Genomic DNA, 18,396 nt, shown 5'->3' with positions numbered 1-18,396 from the left:
GCGCAACGCCGCTAGCTGCCTGCCTTTGGCGCCGACGTACGCGCAGCAGCCAGCTGGTCCGATTGCCCATCAATAGCCACAGCCGCTACCGGCGAGCCAGTTCGGGCAGCTCGACCGGCCGGAATCCTGTCAACGCCGCCTGAATCCTGACCATCGTGCTCCGGGCGGGTTCCAGTACCTGTCGCAACACACCTGATCATGTGAGGCGTGTTGATGGGACGACGAGGGCGTAAGCGCCGACTCGAGTTGGAGACGGAGTACTGGCGGCTGCTGCAGTCTGGCGTGGGGACGTTCGAGGCGTGCCGTCTCGTCGGGATCGGTCGTAAGACCGGCTATCGGTGGCGTGCTGAGAACGGCGGTGTGCCACCGGCCTGGTTGGCGGGACGACGTCCGGTCGGGCCGGTACCTGTCGCTGTTGGAGCGGCAGCGGATCGCCACGCTGCCGCCGGCAGGGCTTGACGATCCGGGCGATCGCGGAGCAGGTGGGCCGCTCACCGTCGACGGTGAGCCGGGAGCTGCGCCGCAACGTGCGTCCGCACGACCGCGGCGGCTACGACGGCGACCTGGCCCACGCGCGGGCCCGGCAGCGGGCCCGACGGCCGCGGGGTGGACGGCTGCTCGCCGACGCCGGCCTGCGCGCCGTTGTCCAGGCCAAGCTCGAAGAGGACTGGAGCCCGCAGCAGATTTCCGCGTGGCTTCGGCGGGCCTATCCCGACCGGCGGTCGTGGCATGTCTGCCATGAGACGATCTACCAGGCGCTTTACTGCGCCGGCAAGAGCGGGCTCAGCCGCCAGCTCACCCGCCGGCTGCGCACCGCCCGGCCGCTGAGGAAGCGGCGGCGCCGCCCGGATCAGCGTCGCTGCCGGTTCGTCGCTCCCGGGCTGCTGATCGAGCACCGACCGGCGGCCGCTCTGGGCCGTACTCGTGTGGGTGACTGGGAGGGCGACCTCATCGTCGGCCGGCAGAACCAGTCCGCCATCGCCACCCTGGTTGACCGCACCAGCCGCTACCTGCGACTGGTCCACCTACCCGTCGACCGCACCGCCGAGGCCGTCCGTGACGCACTGCTCGCGATGCTGGCAGAACTACCGGAGTCGGTGCGCCTCACCCTTACGTGGGACCAGGGCGCGGAAATGGCCTACCACCAGCAGATCGCTCCGCTGCTGCGCGACGGGGTGTTCTTCGCCCATCCCGGGCGGCCCTGGCAGCGCGGCACGAACGAGAACACCAACGGGCTGCTGCGCCAGTACTTCCCCAAGCGCACCGACCTGTCTCAGCACACGGCAGCCGATCTCCGTGCTGTCGAGCAGCGCCTCAACAGCCGGCCCCGCAAGATCCTCGGCTGGCGCACCCCAGCCGACGTCTTCCACAACGCTCTGGCACGCTAAAGATCATCGCCGTTGCGACGACTACTCGAATCCGCCCTGGAACCCGCCCGGAACCACGTGGTCAGTTTTCAGGCGGAGCCGACAGAATCCTTGCGCTACACCCAGGCCCAGCCGACAGTCGTCGCCGAAGTTGACGTCGACACCGCCTACGAGCACCACCGATGGCGCCACCGCGTCCGCTCCCTGTGTGTCCACCAGGAGTGTCGGTCGATGACCTGCTCCTCGCCGACGGGGCGGCCATTTCGGCAACTCGCGAACGGGCCCGAGTGCGGTGCACCGCTGGCCCGGCGACTGGCTGGAGGATGCGGCGCACCTACCACGAGGAGACTTGTCGTAGGCCACTCCTACACTTCGGTCAAGATGACAGCGGTTCCTTGCGGCCCGGTGGGCAGCGTGTGGAGGGAGACCCACATCGAGGAGCAAGAGCGTTCGCCCGTCGGCCGGTGTCCGAACTGCAACAATCGAGTGCGCCTCACATCGGAGGGACACCCACATCGATGCCGTCGGGCATCGTGCCGTCACCTGCCAATCGCTGCATGCACGTTCGGCGGCTGTGAGCGCCCAAGGGAGACTGCCACACTCTGCACCGGACACAACAACCAGAAGAACAAGGGTAGGCCTCTTGCGCCGCTGCGGAACAAGCGTCCTGACATGTCGCTGCGCAAGCGCGATGAGAGTGGTCGGAAGCACTGCGTAAGCTGTCAACTTTGGTTGGATGAGCTCTTGTTTTCGAAGAGGTCGGCCTCTTCTGATGGTCTTGATGTCGAGTGCCGACCTTGCCGTGCGCTTCGCACCTTAACAAGGAAGTACAGCATCTCGGTTGAGCAGTACAGGCAGATGCTTGCCGGCCAGGGTGGTGCGTGCGCCATCTGCGGGGAGATCCCGACCGGCGGGCTTGGCCTGGTCGTCGACCATCAACACTCGTGCTGCTCCGGCAAGAGCAATTCCTGCGGCAGTTGCGTCCGCGGGTTGCTCTGCCTATCGTGCAACGCCGCCATCGGGATGTTCAACGAAGACGTGGAACTGCTCCGCCGGGCTGCCGCCTACATTGCGGGGATCCGAAGCTCTCGGAGGTTGGGGTGAGTGAGCTTGGTTGCGCGCTTGACACCTGCACCGCTCCGCAGCGGTCTCTCGGGCTGTGCCATAGGCACTACACTCGATGGTACGCGATCGGCGACCCGCTGTGGGACGGCGACGACTGCACTAACTGCGGCCGGCGGCGCGCACGAACAACCGAAGGCGAGCTGCGGCGCTGCCGTTTCTGCCCCGAGATTCAGCGGCCAAAATGCAGCTTCCCGGGCTGTGTGCGGCCGATCCGGTGGAATTCGCTTTGCAACGGGCACGCGCAGCAGCAACGCAAACGGGCAGGTACCGGACGCCCGATGGAACCACTCCGCCCCCAGCGGCGCTCAAAGACTGCGGTTGCGATTCGCGACGGGCTGGGCCGCAGGCAATGCAGTATGTGTAAGGCATGGAAGCCTGAATCAGACTTCGGACCATCGAAGCTGATGTCCGACAGGCTGGATCCGCGGTGTCGCGCATGCGTCAACCGCCGGAATGTCGAGCTGATGTACAACCTGGCACCCGGCGAGTACGACCGCCTGTTAGAGAACCAGGGAGACGCTTGCGCGATCTGCCGCAGGCCCTTTGACGATGGCCGACGGCCGGTGGTCGACCACGACCACTCTTGCTGCCCCCACAAGCCCAAGAATGCTTGCGGGCGATGCGTGCGAGCCGTGCTCTGCGGCACGTGTAACTCAGGCCTCGGGATGCTTCGTGAGGACGCTCGGATCATCCGCCGGGCGATCACGTATCTGTCTGCGTCAGCCGACAACGGTGCCGCACCATGATCGCAGGTACCACCCGAGTTGTGGCCCTGCATGGCCCATAGTTCGCACTCGAAAGGTCCTGGCGCTACAGGCCGGTGAACCGGGCGACGACCGGGGGAGTCATCCGGGACGATGACCACCTCCCGGCTGCGGGTGGAGGCGCCTCGGCGGCGGCGTGGCCGCACGACGGCACCCGACTTTAACCCCGGAAAGATTGCCGATCGGGGCATGCCGCCGTCGACCGAGTCGCGCCATGGATCGTCGGCGTTCGACTGTCTCTTCATGTGGCCGGGTCAGCATCGGCGTACCTCCGAACGATGCCCGCTCGGTCATCCAAACGCTGACCAACACTTGCCCGCTATTCGCTAGGCCAGCCACCTTCCAGGCCTTGGGCGTAGGCGAGCAGGCTGAAGTAGGGGCTCCGGGTGGTTGACCAGTTCCACGGTGCGCCTTTCGGTTTGGAGCGGTGGTTGGCGCATGTCAGGAGGAGGTGGTGCTTCGCCCGTGAGACTGCCACGAAATAGTTGGCACGCTCGTCTTCGTAGTCGCCCCAGAACATTTCTTTCTCCACCGCAGGTATAACAACGGCCTCGAACTCAAGGCCTTTGGACTTGTGAATGGTCATGATTTTTACCCCGCCGTCCTCGCCGAGCCGCTCAACGGTTGCCGCGAGGTCGCCGCCTGATAAGAACATGGTTTCTCGAAGCCGACGGGTCAGTTCTGTGCTGAGTTGGCTCAGTCTCGCTTCGTCATAGAGGGAGCTCAGTGTCGCAAGCACGCTCGGGCCGATCATGCTTACAAGTCCACTAACAAGTTCGCCGATGACCTCTGGGTCAGCGATCCGCTGCAACGCAAGGGCTCTCGCAGCCTTAAGGTGCTCGTTCCAAGCGTGGTGGCGTCGAAAGGTGCGCTCCTCATCTTCGCCTTCCAAGAGGCCGCTGGCGTTGATGGATTCGTATGCTGCGGCATTCTGGTTGCTCGTGGCGAGTTTCAGGAATGCCAGCAGGACTTTGGAGAATGGTTCAGCTAGCAAGTCTTGAAGCTGCTGGTCGTTTCGGTAGGGCACGCCAGCTCGATCGAGCTGCGTATGGAGCGGCTGACAATATAAATCTGACTGTTTCGCGAAGAGAACAGCTATCCGGCTCGCTGGTATGCCGGTACTAATACGTTGCTGTATCCATTCAGCCAAGTGGACGGCCTCATCCTCGGCCGTATCGAAGCCGAGAAGGTCGATCGTTCCTTCTTCACCTTCAATGCTGCCTTCCGGCACCGCAGCGATCGGGTCCATGTCGATGACCATCCGGTTCTGAAGCCGTCGGAGGCGGGGTGCTGAGCGGCGGTTCTGGTAAAGGTTGAGTGGCATCGCCGCAAAATCAGACGCGAATGTGTTGAAGATCCCCTCAAGTGCTCCGGCCCAGACCATGATTCGCTGTTTAGTGTCACCGACGGCCGTCAGTTGGATGGGCGTACCCATAAAAGCTTTCGTGATCAGGGAATATTGGTTGTTCGTGCAGTCCTGAAATTCGTCTAAGAAGACGTGGCTGTACGTCTCACGTAGTGCACGCAAGACGGCTTCGCTGTTGTCAAGGACCTCGTTGGCCAAGGGCAGGAAGTCGTTATACGTAATCTGCTTGTGTTTGATCCGGTCTGGCCCGACCGTGAATTCTGGATCGAGAGCGTTGATGCCCGAGAGGGCGAGCCGAAAGCGCCGTATAAGCGTCATAGAGAATGCGTGAAAAGTGTAGCTGTCGAAACGCCGTGCCAGTTCGCGTCTGACTCGCAACCGTACTCTGTGGCGTAGGTTGGCGGCGGCGTCGACCTTGAAGGATATGGCGAGGATCCTCTTGGGGAGCGGACATTGTCCGGTCTCGAGGAGGAAGCTTGCCCGTTGGGCAAGCAGTTCGGATTTTCCTGTACCCGGGCCAGCGGTGACGGCTATACTTCGGTCGGTGATCCTGCAGGCGATGTCCGCGTTGGTTTCTAGCTCGATTCCAGGCGATGGCGTCCATTCCGCCGGCGTCATTCGGGAAGCCCCCGAAGCTTAGCGTCGACTGCGCAAATCAAGCGCTTGATGCTGTCAGGCATGCCGGCTTCAAGCTCGGCGTCGGCGAGCTTTGATAAGGCCGATAAGTGCTCGGCGGGCTTGCTTCCGTTGATAAAGAGTCGCTGATAGTTGGCGAACCGGCTAGCTTCATCCGCAGTGTACTGGTTTTCGAGTCTCCGCGCCCTGCCGAGGACTGCTTTCAGGGTGTCGTCATCTGGCGGGGCCACGGCAGTCTGATCGAGGCCGTAGGCATCTGGGAAGGCCGACAGCATCGCGAAATCGAGGTCGAGCGGCGTGGAGTAGAAGACGCCGTAACCCTCCAAGGTGGCGATCTCCGTGCTTCCTTGATCGCGGATCAGGTGTGCCGGGTCGTCCCATTTGGGCAGCAAATCAATCTTGGCATTCGTGATCGTGCTGGAGGTCTCCGGAGCCGCGTGCTCCAGCAGCTGTGTGTAGGCGTATCTTAGGCGGCCCCAGCCTGCTTGGTGCCGACCGACATCCAAGTCCAGCAGCGTGACGTGTGGGATGCCCAGGCGGTTCAGCAGCCGCCAGAAGTGGTTCACGTGCCTGCCACCGAGCGGGACAACGGAGATGGAGTTGAGATCGGTGGTGAGTCCCGCCGCTTCGAGAAGTCGTGGGATGACAATCTGCTCACTGTCACCTTCGCCCATAATGACCAAACGCGCGAAGTAAAGTTCCGGGAATGCTTCGACAGCTTCCCGGACGAACTTGTGGGCCTCGTGACTCTTCGGTGGCAGCTCAATTGTCGAGATAACGGTACGGCGGTCTTCATTGAGGCGCAGGTGCCTGATGGAGCTTGGAATGACCCTGCGCACCACCGAGGGCGAGTGGGTTGCCACAACGACTTGTGCGTCTGGTTGGGACGCGAATTCAGTTAGCAATTTGGTGACTCGTCCGAGGTAGTGCGGCGAGAGGCTGTTCTCCGGCTCCTCCAGCGCTATCAGCGTGAACGATGCTGGCCGCAGCTTTGCGGCGTCGACGTACTGCGTCTGCCCCGCACGAACCTCACGCCCGATCCGGTGGAGCGTTATAACCAACGTCAGGTAGAGCAGGGATTGTTGTCCATCGCTGAGCCGGGTCCAGTCCACCGCGCCTCCGCCCGGCGCAGGGTCGAATGTGATGTTGAAATGCCGCAGAACGCTGTCGATATCCGCCCTCGTGAATTCGGTCTGCGGTGTCTGAAAGTAGGCCCCGGTATGAAGCTGTGCCCACGTCTGCGTCATGTGGGTGCCGAATGCAGTCAATGCGACGTTGGAGCCAAGGCAATCGCTCATCTGCTGGCCCAAGTCCTCGATGACGGCATGTTGTGCACTCCAGTCGATCGAGCGCATGAGTTTTCCCAACATCGCCCCGCTGGTATAGGCGATGTGATCGGCTGGATCTCGCCGTGCTGGTAAGTAGTGCACCTGAATCAGATTCCGGTCGTACTTTCCCATCTGACTGACGGTCACGGGTTCATCGGTGGCCGGATCCACACTCGTCACGAACTCAAGTCGTTCGTCGATCTCGTTCACCTCATCAATCGTGGCAGTGAGACGGATCCGGGTCGTGGGCACCTCGCCCGCCCCTTGGAGCTGCATATGGTGGAAGAAGTCCGGCACGGCAAGCTTCTCAGCTGTGTCATCGCCCAACTCAGGGAACGAGAACTCCACCTCGATCCACAGTTCGCGCTCGGCGACGGCCTCGCTTGTCCCGATCGCTGCGTGGAAGTCGCCGGGTCGGATTCTGCGCATGGGGAGCTCGGCCGCGAACATCCTTGCGAGCGCCGTGAGTACGCTCGTCTTGCCAGAGCCGTTTGGCCCGAGCAGGTAGCTGATCTCATCGATCTCGAGCATGGTGGGCTCGGGCCCGAAGCATTGAAAGTTCTTTACCCGAAGCTTGGTCAGGCGCACGGTAGTCCCAACTTCTACTCAACGGTGATCCGAAGGCGATTGACTTACTAGGAGGGGCGCAAGCGCCACGCCGATACACACTCGTTCGCTGGTACGCCCGCCGCTGGTCGAGGCGATGCGTCTTTTCGCTGTGGCGTGGCCCGACTTCCTCCAGCACGGCGTGGATTGCGAGCTAACCACGGAGCTGGCTGGGAGGTGAGCTGACCGAGGGCTTGACCGGCGGGCAGGACTGGCAAAACCCCTGCTCGTCGCCCGGTTGATCGGAATGCAGGAACACAACGGCGAGCAGGTCGCGGGCGGTCGGTGCGTCGCGTACAAGGACGCGATCGTGCTGCCATCATCGTGTCGTGCAGATCAAGCGCTTCCGCACGCTCGGCATGAGTGCCCATTCTGGTCAGCGACAGTATGAGGTCCTGCAGGTAGCCGAATCCCGAGTCGTCAACCAGGTCGCCGTGGACCAGCTCATGCACCATCACCGCTTGATGCCGCTGCGCGTTCATCGAGCCGTCGATAGCGATGAAGGAACCACCGCCGATGTGGTGCCCACCATGGTAGACCCGGCCCAACTCGGCGTGAAACTCCGACTGCATCGTGCGCCTCCCCGCCGGGCCCGTGACGGCTGAACAGGAACCCCCGGGAGTATTCCAACGCTCGGATCCCGAGGGTCCTGCCCACTCAGTCTGCGTTCATGTCTGATATCCGACAGCGCGGTAGTCGGGGTCTGCGATGCTGGGGAGCGATGGCGATCTGGCATCATCATCCAGATGCTATAACGAGTATCGTTCACTTTCCTTCCGTAGGCTGTCCACAATCTGTCGCGGCATCGAACCCAGTTCGCCGATTGGCTTCCAGTCTTCCTGTATCACGTGCTCGACGCGGTCGAAGCTAACTCCCCAGCGTTCGATCGCAGCAGCGATTGTTGCGATTAGTCGACCCGTGACCATCTCCGGCACCTCAGTAAGAAGTGGACCAGCCAGATGAAGCGACGTGGCTGAATGGTCTATCGCGGAGGGGGCAAAACGCATATCGAGCAAACGCAAAACTTGTAACATCTCTGCACCTAATTGGCCCGCGGAGTACTCTCGCCACAACTCGGCACACAGGTCGAGGAAAACTCGTCCCTTAAGCGTCGCCCTTGCGAGGGTCGCGCCTCCTCCGAACTGGGACAAGAAGCCGCATCCGAAGAGCCGGAGTAGACGCTCCCGTATTGGTCCTTGGGAAACGCCAAACCGATCCGCAAGGTCACGCGGTCGGATATCCGGGATGTGAGCTGTAGAGATATAGCATAACATCGCGAGATGGAGACCGGGTAGACCGCTGGTCCGGACGAAGAACCGTACATCTTCGGAGGTAAGGTTGCCGAAAACCACATTCATGAGGATGTCGCGGCTAACCTTCTCCATGAGGAGATGCTCAATAAGTTGCCGCTGAGCTTCGTCGTCAGCATCGAAATCTTGAGGCACCCAAAAGACCCTAAGCCGGTGCGGAGCCACAGGGGCGTTGCTTAGCCGAAAATCCCTCATCGCTTCCGAAAGGAGGCGGTGAGCTTGAATGGTGTCCTTGGCGACGTACACACATATTTCCGCGTTTGCGTCAAGTAGCATCGTGCGCACATCTTTATCAATCCCGGCCGGGTGACTCCAGAGAGTCTGACCGACGAGCGGACGAGACCAGTCGCGCAGAAGCTCGCAGGCGAAGTCAAACTTTCGGCGCTCCGCCTCCACATAGGCATACAAATTTGTTTGCGACAACCGATTGAGTATGTCCGTAACGCATTCGGATAGGAATTGGTGCTCTGCAGACTCCGCCACCAGCACATCATATAGGTAATAGGGGTAGGGGTCCACTGCCGTTGGCCGCGATGAAAGCAGAACGCGCGAAGGCCAAGCGTTCCGATCAGGCGGTCGGGTGACGGTCGGGCAGTTCTGCGTTCATCGCGAGAGAGATCGGCTTTGTCGAATGCTCAGCCAGGTCCATCGGTCGGCGACCTCTGGTGTGCGGATCTTCGGTCGGGTCCGGCCGAGGGTCTTTTTGAACAGCCGGAACGTGTGCTCCAGGTCGAAGCGGCGCAGGAGCCACTGCCACCAGCGGTTCACATCGAGGGCGCTGGCGCCGACCGTCGAGCACCACAGCCATGCGGGCTTGATGTCACGGTCACCGGGTAGGTGATCGACCTGCAGCCGGATCAGGGTGCCGTCGATGACGGGAGGTGCCCATCGTGGTCGATCCAGCAGGTGCGGCGGGTCAACCGTGGAGGTGCAGCCGGTCCCAGCTGCAGGCGTTGGCGGTGCCGTAGCGGCTGGTCTCGGTGGTGGTGTGGTGCTGCGGCGCCGGCCAGGTGAGCCGGGTGTCCAGGCGGAATTCGGGTCCCGTGTTTGGGTGGGCGGCCGGTGCTGCCGGGCAGTCGGGGGTGGCTTCGGTTGTTGTAGTAGCCGGTCGGTGCGCGGGCGGCCCAGCAGCCGCATCGGCAGATTCGCTAGGACGAACGCCAGGCGGGTGATGTCGTAGCCGGTGTCTGCGACGATCAGAACTTCAGGATCACCGTCGCGCCAGTGCCCCGCGGTGATGAGGCGGTTGACGACGTCGCGTAGCTGGTCGGCGGTCACGGCAGTGGCGTCGTCGGTCGGGCCGAGGTGCACCACGTCCAGGATCGCGGTCCACGAGGTGCGGCCGGACTCCAGCGCGGCGACGAACGAGTACGGCCAGCGGGATCATCTGGGCCTGACACTTCGCCCGGCCGTAGACGTGGCAGAACAGCCGGTCCGCCGAGGTGGAAGCGTCCGGCGCAGCCGTTACTGACGTCGACCGCCAGGACGATCTGACCGTCCGCGGTCCTCGGCAGCGGCAGGCCGGCCAGCGTGGTGCGGAGCTGGCCGATGGCGATGCGGCAGCTGTTCAACCCGTCGTACAAGGCGCCGTGACCACGCCGGTGCTCCGCCGCAAGCGACAGGTCGACCAGGCTGTGCACCAGCCAGTCGGTGCACAGGACCGTCGGTCAGCTCGAACAACGCATCCGCCGGTCCGGTCAAACACCGGGAGAGGCCTTGCCGGAAGGCCGCCAGCACCGCCGCCGGACCGGCCACCGGCTCTGCCTCAGCGGGCGTGTCGGGCAAACCCCAAACCGCCCAGGTAGTCCACAATCGTGGCCACGGCCACCGCCTGATCTTCGCGTCCTTGCAGGAAACCGAAGGATCATGAGACGGTGGCCGTCCTCCGTCCAGCAGGACGCGCCAATGAGCCATTTCGTCACGGAAGTGCGGGACGTGGCGGGGCATCCCGGCCGTCACGGCGCCGGCGAGCCGGCCCACTAGTCGTTGGCTGGCATCCTGATCGGCCAGCCGGCCGGCGCGGAGCACCTGGTCCAGGGTCGGATTGGCGGCCAGTGCCTGCAGCCTGGTACGGCTCGCCGCCGAGATCGTGTTCGGCAGACGACGCAGCAGCTCGGCCGCCAAGGGCTGGATGTCGTCCCGCCTCACTTTGGAGCTGCATCAGCAGCGCTCCGGCCACGGGCTCACGGTACGGCGCCCTCCTGGCCAGCGTCCGCAAGCTGCGGTTCGGGCACTTCACCGACACCGACATGCCGCGTCTGGTGACGATCCTCCAGGAGCTGACCTTCGACTCGACCCGCTCAGTACGCCCCAGTCGGCTCCCGTCATCTCGCCGGGAGAAAGGGCACGGTCGAGGAGTTCATAGAGGCGGCTCTGATCGTCTTGCCGGCCAGGCGTGACGTCGAGGGTCAGCCCCTCGCTGCGGCGCATCGCGTCACTCACCACGACGAACGACTCAGGAGGCACACCCAACAGCTGTTCATATCGGCGGAGAACTCCCCGGCTGGCTGTCGTCGTACCCTGCTCCCACCGGGTGATCTGCGACGGGGCAAGGCCCGCTTCTGCGCTTAATCGAAAGACGCGAGCGAAGTTGCGGGCCAGATGGAAGTCAGCGTTCCCGGCGAAACGCCGGTTGCTGCGCAGCACCCAGCCCACATAGCCGGATCCGCTGGTCGCAGACATGCTTCCACCGTCCACGATGCGCGTGATCGACTCAACCCGTCACCCCCTGTCGCAAATCTGTCGCCAACGCCCATTGATGAAAGTTCCTCCCTGCTCAACTGTCCTCTGCAGGGCGAGTCAGCCCTCGTCTTGATCGCTGCCGGCTGGCGCCGCCGGCAGGGTCGTATAGGCGGTCTGATCATGGCTTGTAGGTCGTCAGCCAGACGGATCTTCGTTCCCATCCGAAGCCCGGCCGCCCTACCTCCAGCGGCCGGGACACCACGACAACTGCGACCGCCCGGCGCGGGTGGCCGACTGCTGCGGTCCACCGCCTTCTTCGACGGCCACGGCGCCACCCATTCGATCATCGTCCTCACGACGTGGCTAACGCTCGGCGTACTGCTGTGTCTTGCAAGTAGCCTGCGCCCACGACGCCCGGTCGCCGACCTAAGGACCACAACCCCGCAGCCAGCCGGACAGGCGACCGGATGAGGTGCAGCGGTGGGGTCACTCGCACCGCACTGCTCAATGGCCTGCTAGGCCATGGCGAGCGCGCGAAGCACGACGAACTGGGGGCCGCTGGCGTCCCCGTCCGAAGCCGTCCGGGTACAGGAGGCCGCTATGTGACCCGCCGCGCCTCCCCGGCGCCAGTACCCGGCGGGGGAGTGCCGCGGTCCTGCTCCCGCCACTGGCCGGCGGTGTCGGCGCGCAGCAGGCGATCAACCATCTCCAGGGCCTGTGGCTCCGAGTCGAACTCCCAGCGCAGCACCTTCCCGGACTCCGTGTCCCCGGCCCGGGCCATCACCGTCCAGCGCGTCTCGCGGACCAGCCACACGTCGCGCCGGGTCAGGCGCCCCCAGGCACCGTTCCACCAGCGCCGTATCACTTCCTGCACGCCTGCGATCGTACATACGTTCGATCGGGCAGACGCCTCGGATGGCGAGCGAGTCTCGCGCGCCCGTAGCGAAGGGTTACTCGCAGCGGTCCTCCGCGCCTCGGCCGTAGGGCTCGCAGCAGTCCGGGCGGTGCCGATACACCCGAAGATCACGTCCGCCACGGCGGACGAACTCCGCTGTGATCTCGTACAAGCAGGCCCGCCACACGACGGTCTCCCCGCCGCCCGGCACTGCCTGGCCGTCACCCGGCCCACCGCGCAGCAGCACCTCCACCTCTCCGACCGTAGGTGATCGGCGACGGGCCGGTGACGAAGGCTTCGTAGTGGTTGCCCTTGCGGTCATAGCGGCGGACGAGTCGCCGGTACCGCATGAGCCAGGACATGCACGACTCGACGATCCACCGGTGGCGGGCCAGGCGGGTGGAGGCCTCGACCTTTCGCGCGATCCGTACCGCGATGCCGCGGCGTCGCACCTCGGCGCGCAGGTCATGGCTGTCGTAGGCCTTCTCGGCGGCCGGCCGCCACCGGCGGCGTCCGGCTGGGGTGTGGAACGCAGGAACGCTGTCGAGCATCGGGAGCAGGAGCTGGCTGTCGTGGACGTTCGCGGCGGTGACCACGACGGCCAGGGGCAGTCCGGTCCGGTCGCAGACGACATGGATCTTGCTGCCTGGTTTGCCCCGGTTGACCGGGTTCGGGCCGGTCAAATCGCCCCGTGGGGCGCTCCAGGCGCTCTCGACATGCCGTCTCCATACTGCGGGAAGCGGCGGGAGGGCGTGCCGCACAAGCAGTGGACGCACGACTCTGAACGCCATGCGGCTGTTTACGGATGAATGCCGCGCGACGTGGCGGTCGGCAGCGACCGCCTCGTGAGGTCCAACGGAAGAACTCACGCTCTTGGCCCTCAGGCCAGGAGCACTGGTCGACCTTCTCGCTGTGCGACTAGACCGCTTGAGAGGCTCGACATGACGCTGTCGTCGGCACCTTGCGCTGCTGCCGGCGTTCGGGGAGGCATCCTCAGCTTGAGGCCTGCTCGACGCCGGCTCGTTCGCGCGCAGCGAGGATGTCCGGGACGTGCGTCTCGGCCCACTGTCGTACGGCACGCAGCGGAACCAGCAGGGAACGGCCGAGCTCGGTCAAGGCGTATTCGACGTGCGGCGGGTTGCCGCCCAGGTCGGTACGGGCGAGCAGGCCGTCAGCCTCCATGGCGCGCAGCGTCTCGGTGAGGGCCTTCGGGGTGATCCCGCGAATGTGCGCTTTGAGCTCGGTGAACCGCATCGGTCCGTCCTGCAGTGCGTTGATGGCGAACACGGTCCAACGCGCCCCGATGCGGTGCAGCACAGTGCGACTCGGGCACGTCGCCGCCATGACGTTGTACGCCTTGCCCATGGAGGTCCTCTCGGTAGCGTTGAAGATACCGGTAGCAAATGTATACCGTCGCGGTCATGAGCGAGAACCTGACAGGCAAGCGCATCCTGGTCGTCGGCGGGGCCCGCGGTATCGGCGCTGAGATCGCCCGGCGCACCGGGCTGGCCGGCGCCGACGTCGTCGTCGCCACACGGTCTGGCCCCGAGGTCCAGATCGACGTCACCGACGAGACCACCATCGCGCGGGCCGCGGAGTCGCTCGGCGCCTTCGACCACGTGATCTCCACCGCGTCGGCCCACCATGACGTGCCGGTGCCCGACCTGGAACACGACAAGATCCAGGCCGCGTTCTCCGCCAAGGTCGTCGGCCCGCTGCTGCTGGGCAAGCACTTCGCCCCACGGATGCCTGCCGACGGATCGTTCCTGTTCTTCTCCGGCATAGTGGGCTGGCAGCCCAAGCCCGGCACCGTCGTCAAAGGCACTGCGAATGCTGCCCTGGCCGCGCTGGTCACTCACCTGGCCGTGGAGCTCGCGCCGCTGCGCATCAACGCTATCGCGCCCGGTATCACCGACTCTGGCACCTGGGACCGGCTTCCGAACGAGCGTCGCCGTGCCTTGTACGACAGCGCCGCCGCGGCCTCCCTCGCAGGCAGGGTCGGCACGCTCGAGGACGTCACCGACACCGCCCTGTGGCTCCTGAGTGCGGGATGGGTGACGGGCGAGACGGTCCACGTCGACGGCGGCGCCCGACACTGCTGATCCCAGCGCCACCAGTGCCATGGCAACCACCACCAGAATCCGTCCCCGCGCCCCCTCCGTGCCTCCGGAGGCCCCGCCTACGCCGTCGCCCTGGCCGTGGACGCGCTCGGCACCGGCCTGTAGGTCCCGCTGTACGAGGCCGGAGAGCACATCGGGCCGGCGTAGCCATCACTCAGCCCATCGCCGAGGAGGTCGAGCGCATGGGCGCTCTTCTGCGGGGCCTGGGCCACACCCTTTGCCGTTGTTGCTCTCCGTACTGCGACCACCTCTAGTTCGTAGTGGGTCGCGCGTGCTCAACGGCAGATCCGGGCGCCGCGGCAGGGGGGTGTATACGCATGGCCGGACATGCGTCGGGGTTACGGTGGCCGGGTGACGACGGACAAGTGGGCACAATGGCTCCTGGCCCGGCGAGACGGCAACAGCGCGGCCTTGCGTGCCCGCTATGCCCCGGAGCTGGCGGCGTTCCGCGACGGCGTCCTTGATGGAGCTGGCCTGAAGCCCGACGACGTGGTCCTCGACGTGGGCTGCGGGACCGGACTGATCGGGTTCGGTGCGCTTGATCGGCTCGGCCCGGACGGTCATGTCATCTTCAGCGATGTCTCACAGGACGTGCTCGACGAGTGCCGGCGCACCGCCAGCGGCGACGGGCGGTGCAGCTTCCTGGTCGCGTCGGCCGATGATCTCGCCGGAATCGCTGACGCCTCCGTCGACGTCGTGACCACTCGATCGGTGCTCATCTACTCCGATCGCAAGGCCGCCGCCTTTACAGAGTTCTTCCGGGTCCTGCGGCCGGGCGGACGGATCTCCCTCTTCGAGCCCATCAACCGCTTCGCGATGCAGCACCGCCCCGACGATCTGTTCGGCTTGGGCCACTCGCCGGTGAACGACCTGATCGCTAAGGTCGGCGACGTGTACCGGAGCACCACCGAGGAAACCACGCGACCGATGACCGACTTCGACGAGCGTGACCTCGTCGACTGGGCGGTGATTGCCGGCTTCGAGGCGGTGGAACTGGACTACCGCGCCCAAGTCGACGTGCCCGCTGAGCCGATTGCGGACTGGGAAACGCTCAAGTGCGTCGCGCCCAACCCCCTGGTCCCAACGTACGGCGAAGCGATCGCCGCCGCCCTGACCGACGACGAACGCGAGCGTCTCGACACGCACATGAACGCCCTAGCCGCGACCGGCACGCCAACGCGCCGCACGATGGCCACGGCGTTCCTCCGCGCACTGCGACCCTGAACTCGCCTCGCCGTGAAAGATCAATAACGGCGTGTGGCGTGGGTGAGCTGCTTGCATCCGCTCCTCGGCATGTGAGTGCACCAGGTCGGGTCGCTGCGTGCGCCAGTTGCCTTCGGAGTTGACGGGAGCTTGGTTGCGACCCTTCCATGTAGCGTGCCCGTGATGGCGTTGCCGACACCGGATGGGCTCGGTCGACAGCCCGGGGCCGACCCAGTCCAGGCTGGCTGAATGCCAGCCGATCCGGATGGCCGCGGAAATCGCAGCCCGAGTTGGGGATCGTTTCATGTCGATCATCGGAGTTGCACTTCCACGCTTACCAACGCCCCCGTAACGCCGGTTCTTCAATTCCATCAGACCTGCAGGCAGGACGAGCCGGAGAAGCGGCGACAGCCGGAAGCCGAGGTGCCACAGGGGCACCCCGGCGACCAACAACGGGGCGGCGTCGCCGGCTCGCGCAGGCGTGCTCAGGTGCCTTTTCAGCCGCAGGCGGTCCAGGCGGATCCGGGTTGACCGTTCCACTCAGCCCGGACCCTGAGCGTTGGCGAGTAGATCATCTTTGTCCACGAGTAGTTGGGGTTGCTGTCCGAGACGCCGGTTTGGTTGTAGCCGGTCGCGCACTGGTAGGCGCGCAACTGCCACGGATAGTCCGTACCCCATGCGGCGGGTACACGGGCCGAGTTTGTCTTGCAAGTCGGTGACCACCTCAGCTCCACATACGCGTAGGTCCCTGGAATCCGCGCGGAGGCAATCGGTTGGGCGTCTCGGCTGCAGCCGCTGGCCTCCGGGTCCTGCCCGGAGCACCAGTCGCCCCAGCAAGTGGGTGGCTCGACGGCTTCCGCGGGAGTGGTCACTGCGCCGCCACCGACCACCGTGACGAGCAGGCCGAGCACCAGCGCTACCTGTGCAGCAAGCTTCTTCTGTTCTTCCGGCCTCCGTGCTCTGGCGAGATCCTCTGCTGCCCGCAGTGCGCGACGCGGCATCGTCTGCTCGTGGGCTCACCTTCGGGGCTCCGAACGGGTTGCCGCCGGGATGAGCCCTTTGCCAGCGAGCGGCCGGAGCGTTGCGCAGGACGATCGGCTATGCAATAGATCGCCAGATCGGAGCTTGGTCGAACGCTCGGGCCGCAGGTTCGGTGCGAGGCTGTGACCACCTCTAGTCCCGCAGGGCCGTTGACAGCGAGTTGTTGCTGCCACGCCGCCCAGGTGTGGCTGCTGGTCAGTTCGGCTCCGTGAGCATGGCCAGACGTCGGTCCCCGGATCCCTAGACTGGCAGCACCGGTACAAATACAGGCCTCTGCGACAGCCCGGTAGAACCGGAGGTCTACCGATTGGCGCCCTCGTACACGACGGTCGACAGATTGAGCCACCAGGTGGCGGCGGCCCGCACATTCTCCGGCATCTGGTCGTCGGCGCGAAGCCGGTGCAGCATGGCTCGGTTGCGGGTCATGCCCAGGCCGTAGGTCAGGCTACTCAGCGCCGCTGCGTTGACCGACCGCCGGGTACGCTGCCACAGCCCCGCGTGGTACGTGATCGCCTGCCTCCAGAACCGGTCCTGGCTACGCCCACCTACGTGTCCGATTGCCTGGGCCGAGGCGACCGTGATCCGCGCTGGCACGCCGCTGGCAGTGATCAGCCGCTCGATCACCGCGCGCTGCTCTGCTCCGCCGACCAGCCGCAGCGCCTCGATCATGGCGGGTGCCACTGATCCGGCCAGGACCGCGGGGCGGGCAAGCTCAGCGGCGAGAACTGCGGCGAGCGGCCGGCGGTACGGGGTGCCGCTGACGGTGATGGCCGCCAGCAGCCGGACGTCGAACACCGGATGGAACAACATCTCGTCCAGCAGGACGGGCAGCACGTCGTCGCGGAAGTGTGGGACGTCGCGGGGCATCCCCGCCGTCACCGTGCCGACGAGCCGCGCCACCAGTCGCTGGCTGGCCTCCTGATCGGCCAGTCGGCCGGCGCGGAGCACCTGGTCCAGGGTCGGATCGGCGGCCAGTGCCTGCAGCCTGGTCCGGCTCGCCGCCGAAATCGTGTTCGGCAAACGACGCAGCAGCTCGGCCGCCAAGGGCTGGATGTCGTCCCGCCGGGTCGAGTCGAAGGTCAGCTCCTGAATGATCGTCACCAAACGCGGCATGTCGGTGTCGGTGAAGTGCCCGAACCGCAGCTTGCGGACGCTCGCCAGGAGGGCGCCGTATTGGGCGCGGTCGTTGGTGGGGTGGACGAGCTGCTGGAGCACGTACCGGTTCGCGTCGGGGTGGTCGCTGGCGTCCAGCACGCTCACCGTCTCGACGAATACCTGGTTCGTGGGGTCCGCCGCGAGACTCGCGCACGCGCCAACCGCCGCCTGCTGGCCAACGGGATGCGCCAAGAGCCGGCTCAGCGCCTCGTAGCGCTGCATCCAGGCGATGCCGTCGGCGACGATGGTCTCGCTGAGCAGCCGCTCGGCGATATCCGCCCAGGCCCGGTGCGGCGTGATCACCATCCCCGGGGCGGCCGCCAACCGTCGCGTCAGCTCGTCCCATTCAACACCGGTCAGCAGGTCGGTCGAAGAGGCCGCCCGGTCGACGAGCTCGTCGAGGCGGTCCGACGCGGCCAACCGGTCCGGCGCCCGCGCCAATGCCGGCGACACCTTCCATGTGGACGTCGCGTCCCGATGAATGGTGTCCACAAGCGCGACGAGATGGTGCGACGGCAGGCCCAGTAGCTCCTCGTAGCGGCGGATGGCCAGGTATGGAGCAGCTACTGCCGCCGTCTCCCAGCGGGAAATCTGATAGATGCTGACCTGCTCGGCCCAGCAGCCGCCCTGGAACGCCTCGGCGAAGGCCGCCGACCGAAGCCACCGCTCGCTCGCCCCGTACAGCCGGTTGACCCGCAGCAGCCAGCCCACCCGGTGCTGGTGCGCGGGCAGGCGTGCTCGGTCGGCCGGTCCGGCAAACGCCCGATACGGGCGGCCACGGCGGCCGGTGGTGCTCCT

16 protein-coding genes and 2 pseudogenes are annotated in these 18,396 nt (G+C 65.3%); 6 read left to right on the top strand and 12 right to left on the bottom strand.

Features of this window, described 5'->3' with window-relative positions:
- The first annotated feature begins 358 nt into the window (after nt 1–358).
- From NFX44_RS22175 to NFX44_RS33360, 3 genes and pseudogenes are all read left to right on the top strand, one after another.
- Nucleotides 359–1,388 (top strand): annotated as a pseudogene (locus NFX44_RS22175) (IS30 family transposase).
- Between the two features lie 210 nt (nt 1,389–1,598).
- The gene (locus tag NFX44_RS33365) at nt 1,599–2,471 is read left to right on the top strand and encodes an endonuclease VII domain-containing protein (protein WP_369015344.1); all 873 of its coding nucleotides are present in this window, start codon (nt 1,599–1,601) and stop codon (nt 2,469–2,471) included.
- 299 nt (nt 2,472–2,770) lie between these two features.
- Nucleotides 2,771–3,238 (top strand): endonuclease domain-containing protein, encoded by a 468-nt coding sequence (locus tag NFX44_RS33360; RefSeq protein WP_369015338.1) that lies wholly within the window; start codon nt 2,771–2,773, stop codon nt 3,236–3,238.
- 337 nt (nt 3,239–3,575) lie between these two features.
- Here NFX44_RS33360 and NFX44_RS22170 read toward each other — a convergent pair whose 3' ends face one another.
- A complete protein-coding gene (locus NFX44_RS22170; protein ID WP_262285496.1) occupies nt 3,576–5,240 on the bottom strand; it encodes a UvrD-helicase domain-containing protein in 1,665 nt (554 codons plus the stop codon).
- Entirely contained in the window at nt 5,237–7,174 is a 1,938-nt protein-coding gene (locus tag NFX44_RS22165; RefSeq protein WP_262285495.1) for an ATP-dependent endonuclease, read from the bottom strand. The genes NFX44_RS22170 and NFX44_RS22165 overlap by 4 nt, the downstream gene beginning before the upstream one ends.
- Nucleotides 7,175–7,521: 347 nt before the next feature.
- Between NFX44_RS22165 and NFX44_RS22160 the strand changes: the two genes are divergently transcribed.
- Nucleotides 7,522–7,797, top strand: a complete 276-nt coding sequence (locus NFX44_RS22160; RefSeq protein WP_262285494.1) for a hypothetical protein — start codon at nt 7,522–7,524, stop codon at nt 7,795–7,797.
- 144 nt (nt 7,798–7,941) lie between these two features.
- Here NFX44_RS22160 and NFX44_RS22155 read toward each other — a convergent pair whose 3' ends face one another.
- The 8 genes and pseudogenes from NFX44_RS22155 to NFX44_RS22125 all read right to left on the bottom strand — a co-directional run bounded on the left by NFX44_RS22155 (nt 7,942) and on the right by NFX44_RS22125 (nt 13,444).
- Entirely contained in the window at nt 7,942–8,985 is a 1,044-nt protein-coding gene (locus tag NFX44_RS22155; protein ID WP_262285493.1) for a hypothetical protein, read from the bottom strand.
- Nucleotides 8,986–9,105: 120 nt separating this feature from the next.
- Nucleotides 9,106–9,870 (bottom strand): annotated as a pseudogene (locus tag NFX44_RS22150) (transposase); the annotation flags it as partial.
- On the bottom strand, nt 9,777–10,142 hold the full coding sequence (locus NFX44_RS22145) for a transposase (RefSeq protein ID WP_262285492.1): 366 nt from the start codon (nt 10,140–10,142) through the stop codon (nt 9,777–9,779). The pseudogene NFX44_RS22150 and the gene NFX44_RS22145, both read right to left, overlap by 94 nt.
- A 595-nt stretch (nt 10,143–10,737) precedes the next feature.
- Nucleotides 10,738–11,184 carry a helix-turn-helix domain-containing protein gene (locus NFX44_RS33355; RefSeq protein WP_369015336.1) on the bottom strand — a complete coding sequence of 149 codons (447 nt, stop codon included), beginning with the start codon at nt 11,182–11,184 and terminating at the stop codon, nt 10,738–10,740.
- A gap of 598 nt (nt 11,185–11,782) precedes the next feature.
- Complete coding sequence (locus NFX44_RS22140; protein WP_262285491.1) at nt 11,783–12,058, bottom strand: hypothetical protein; 276 nt, start codon at nt 12,056–12,058, stop codon at nt 11,783–11,785.
- Between the two features lie 76 nt (nt 12,059–12,134).
- Nucleotides 12,135–12,332, bottom strand: coding sequence for a hypothetical protein (locus NFX44_RS22135; RefSeq protein ID WP_262285490.1), 198 nt, complete (start codon nt 12,330–12,332; stop codon nt 12,135–12,137).
- Entirely contained in the window at nt 12,301–12,762 is a 462-nt protein-coding gene (locus NFX44_RS22130) for an IS5 family transposase (RefSeq protein ID WP_262285489.1), read from the bottom strand. Before NFX44_RS22130 ends, NFX44_RS22135 begins: the two co-directional genes overlap by 32 nt.
- 310 nt (nt 12,763–13,072) lie before the next feature.
- Nucleotides 13,073–13,444, bottom strand: coding sequence for a helix-turn-helix domain-containing protein (locus NFX44_RS22125; RefSeq protein ID WP_262285488.1), 372 nt, complete (start codon nt 13,442–13,444; stop codon nt 13,073–13,075).
- 56 nt (nt 13,445–13,500) lie between these two features.
- Here NFX44_RS22125 and NFX44_RS22120 point away from each other — a divergent pair, with 56 nt between their 5' ends.
- Complete coding sequence (locus NFX44_RS22120) at nt 13,501–14,181, top strand: SDR family oxidoreductase (protein WP_262285487.1); 681 nt, start codon at nt 13,501–13,503, stop codon at nt 14,179–14,181.
- Nucleotides 14,182–14,550: 369 nt separating this feature from the next.
- A complete protein-coding gene (locus tag NFX44_RS22115) occupies nt 14,551–15,423 on the top strand; it encodes a class I SAM-dependent methyltransferase (RefSeq protein WP_262285486.1) in 873 nt (290 codons plus the stop codon).
- A gap of 476 nt (nt 15,424–15,899) precedes the next feature.
- Here the strand turns inward: NFX44_RS22115 and NFX44_RS33350 are convergent, their stop codons facing one another.
- Together NFX44_RS33350 and NFX44_RS22110 are read right to left on the bottom strand one after the other, a co-directional pair.
- The gene (locus NFX44_RS33350) at nt 15,900–16,403 is read right to left on the bottom strand and encodes a DUF2690 domain-containing protein (RefSeq protein ID WP_369015334.1); all 504 of its coding nucleotides are present in this window, start codon (nt 16,401–16,403) and stop codon (nt 15,900–15,902) included.
- A 340-nt stretch (nt 16,404–16,743) separates the two neighbouring features.
- Nucleotides 16,744–18,309: a hypothetical protein gene (locus NFX44_RS22110; RefSeq protein WP_262285485.1), complete on the bottom strand. Its 1,566-nt coding sequence runs from the start codon at nt 18,307–18,309 to the stop codon at nt 16,744–16,746.
- Between the last annotated feature and the right edge of the window lie 87 nt (nt 18,310–18,396).

The sequence above is a fragment of the Micromonospora sp. MA102 genome (genome assembly GCF_025460765.1).
Lineage (GTDB): Bacteria > Actinomycetota > Actinomycetes > Mycobacteriales > Micromonosporaceae > Micromonospora > Micromonospora halotolerans.
The sequence above is the reverse complement of the archived record's forward strand: the minus strand, read 5'-3'. Positions and strand labels throughout refer to the sequence as shown.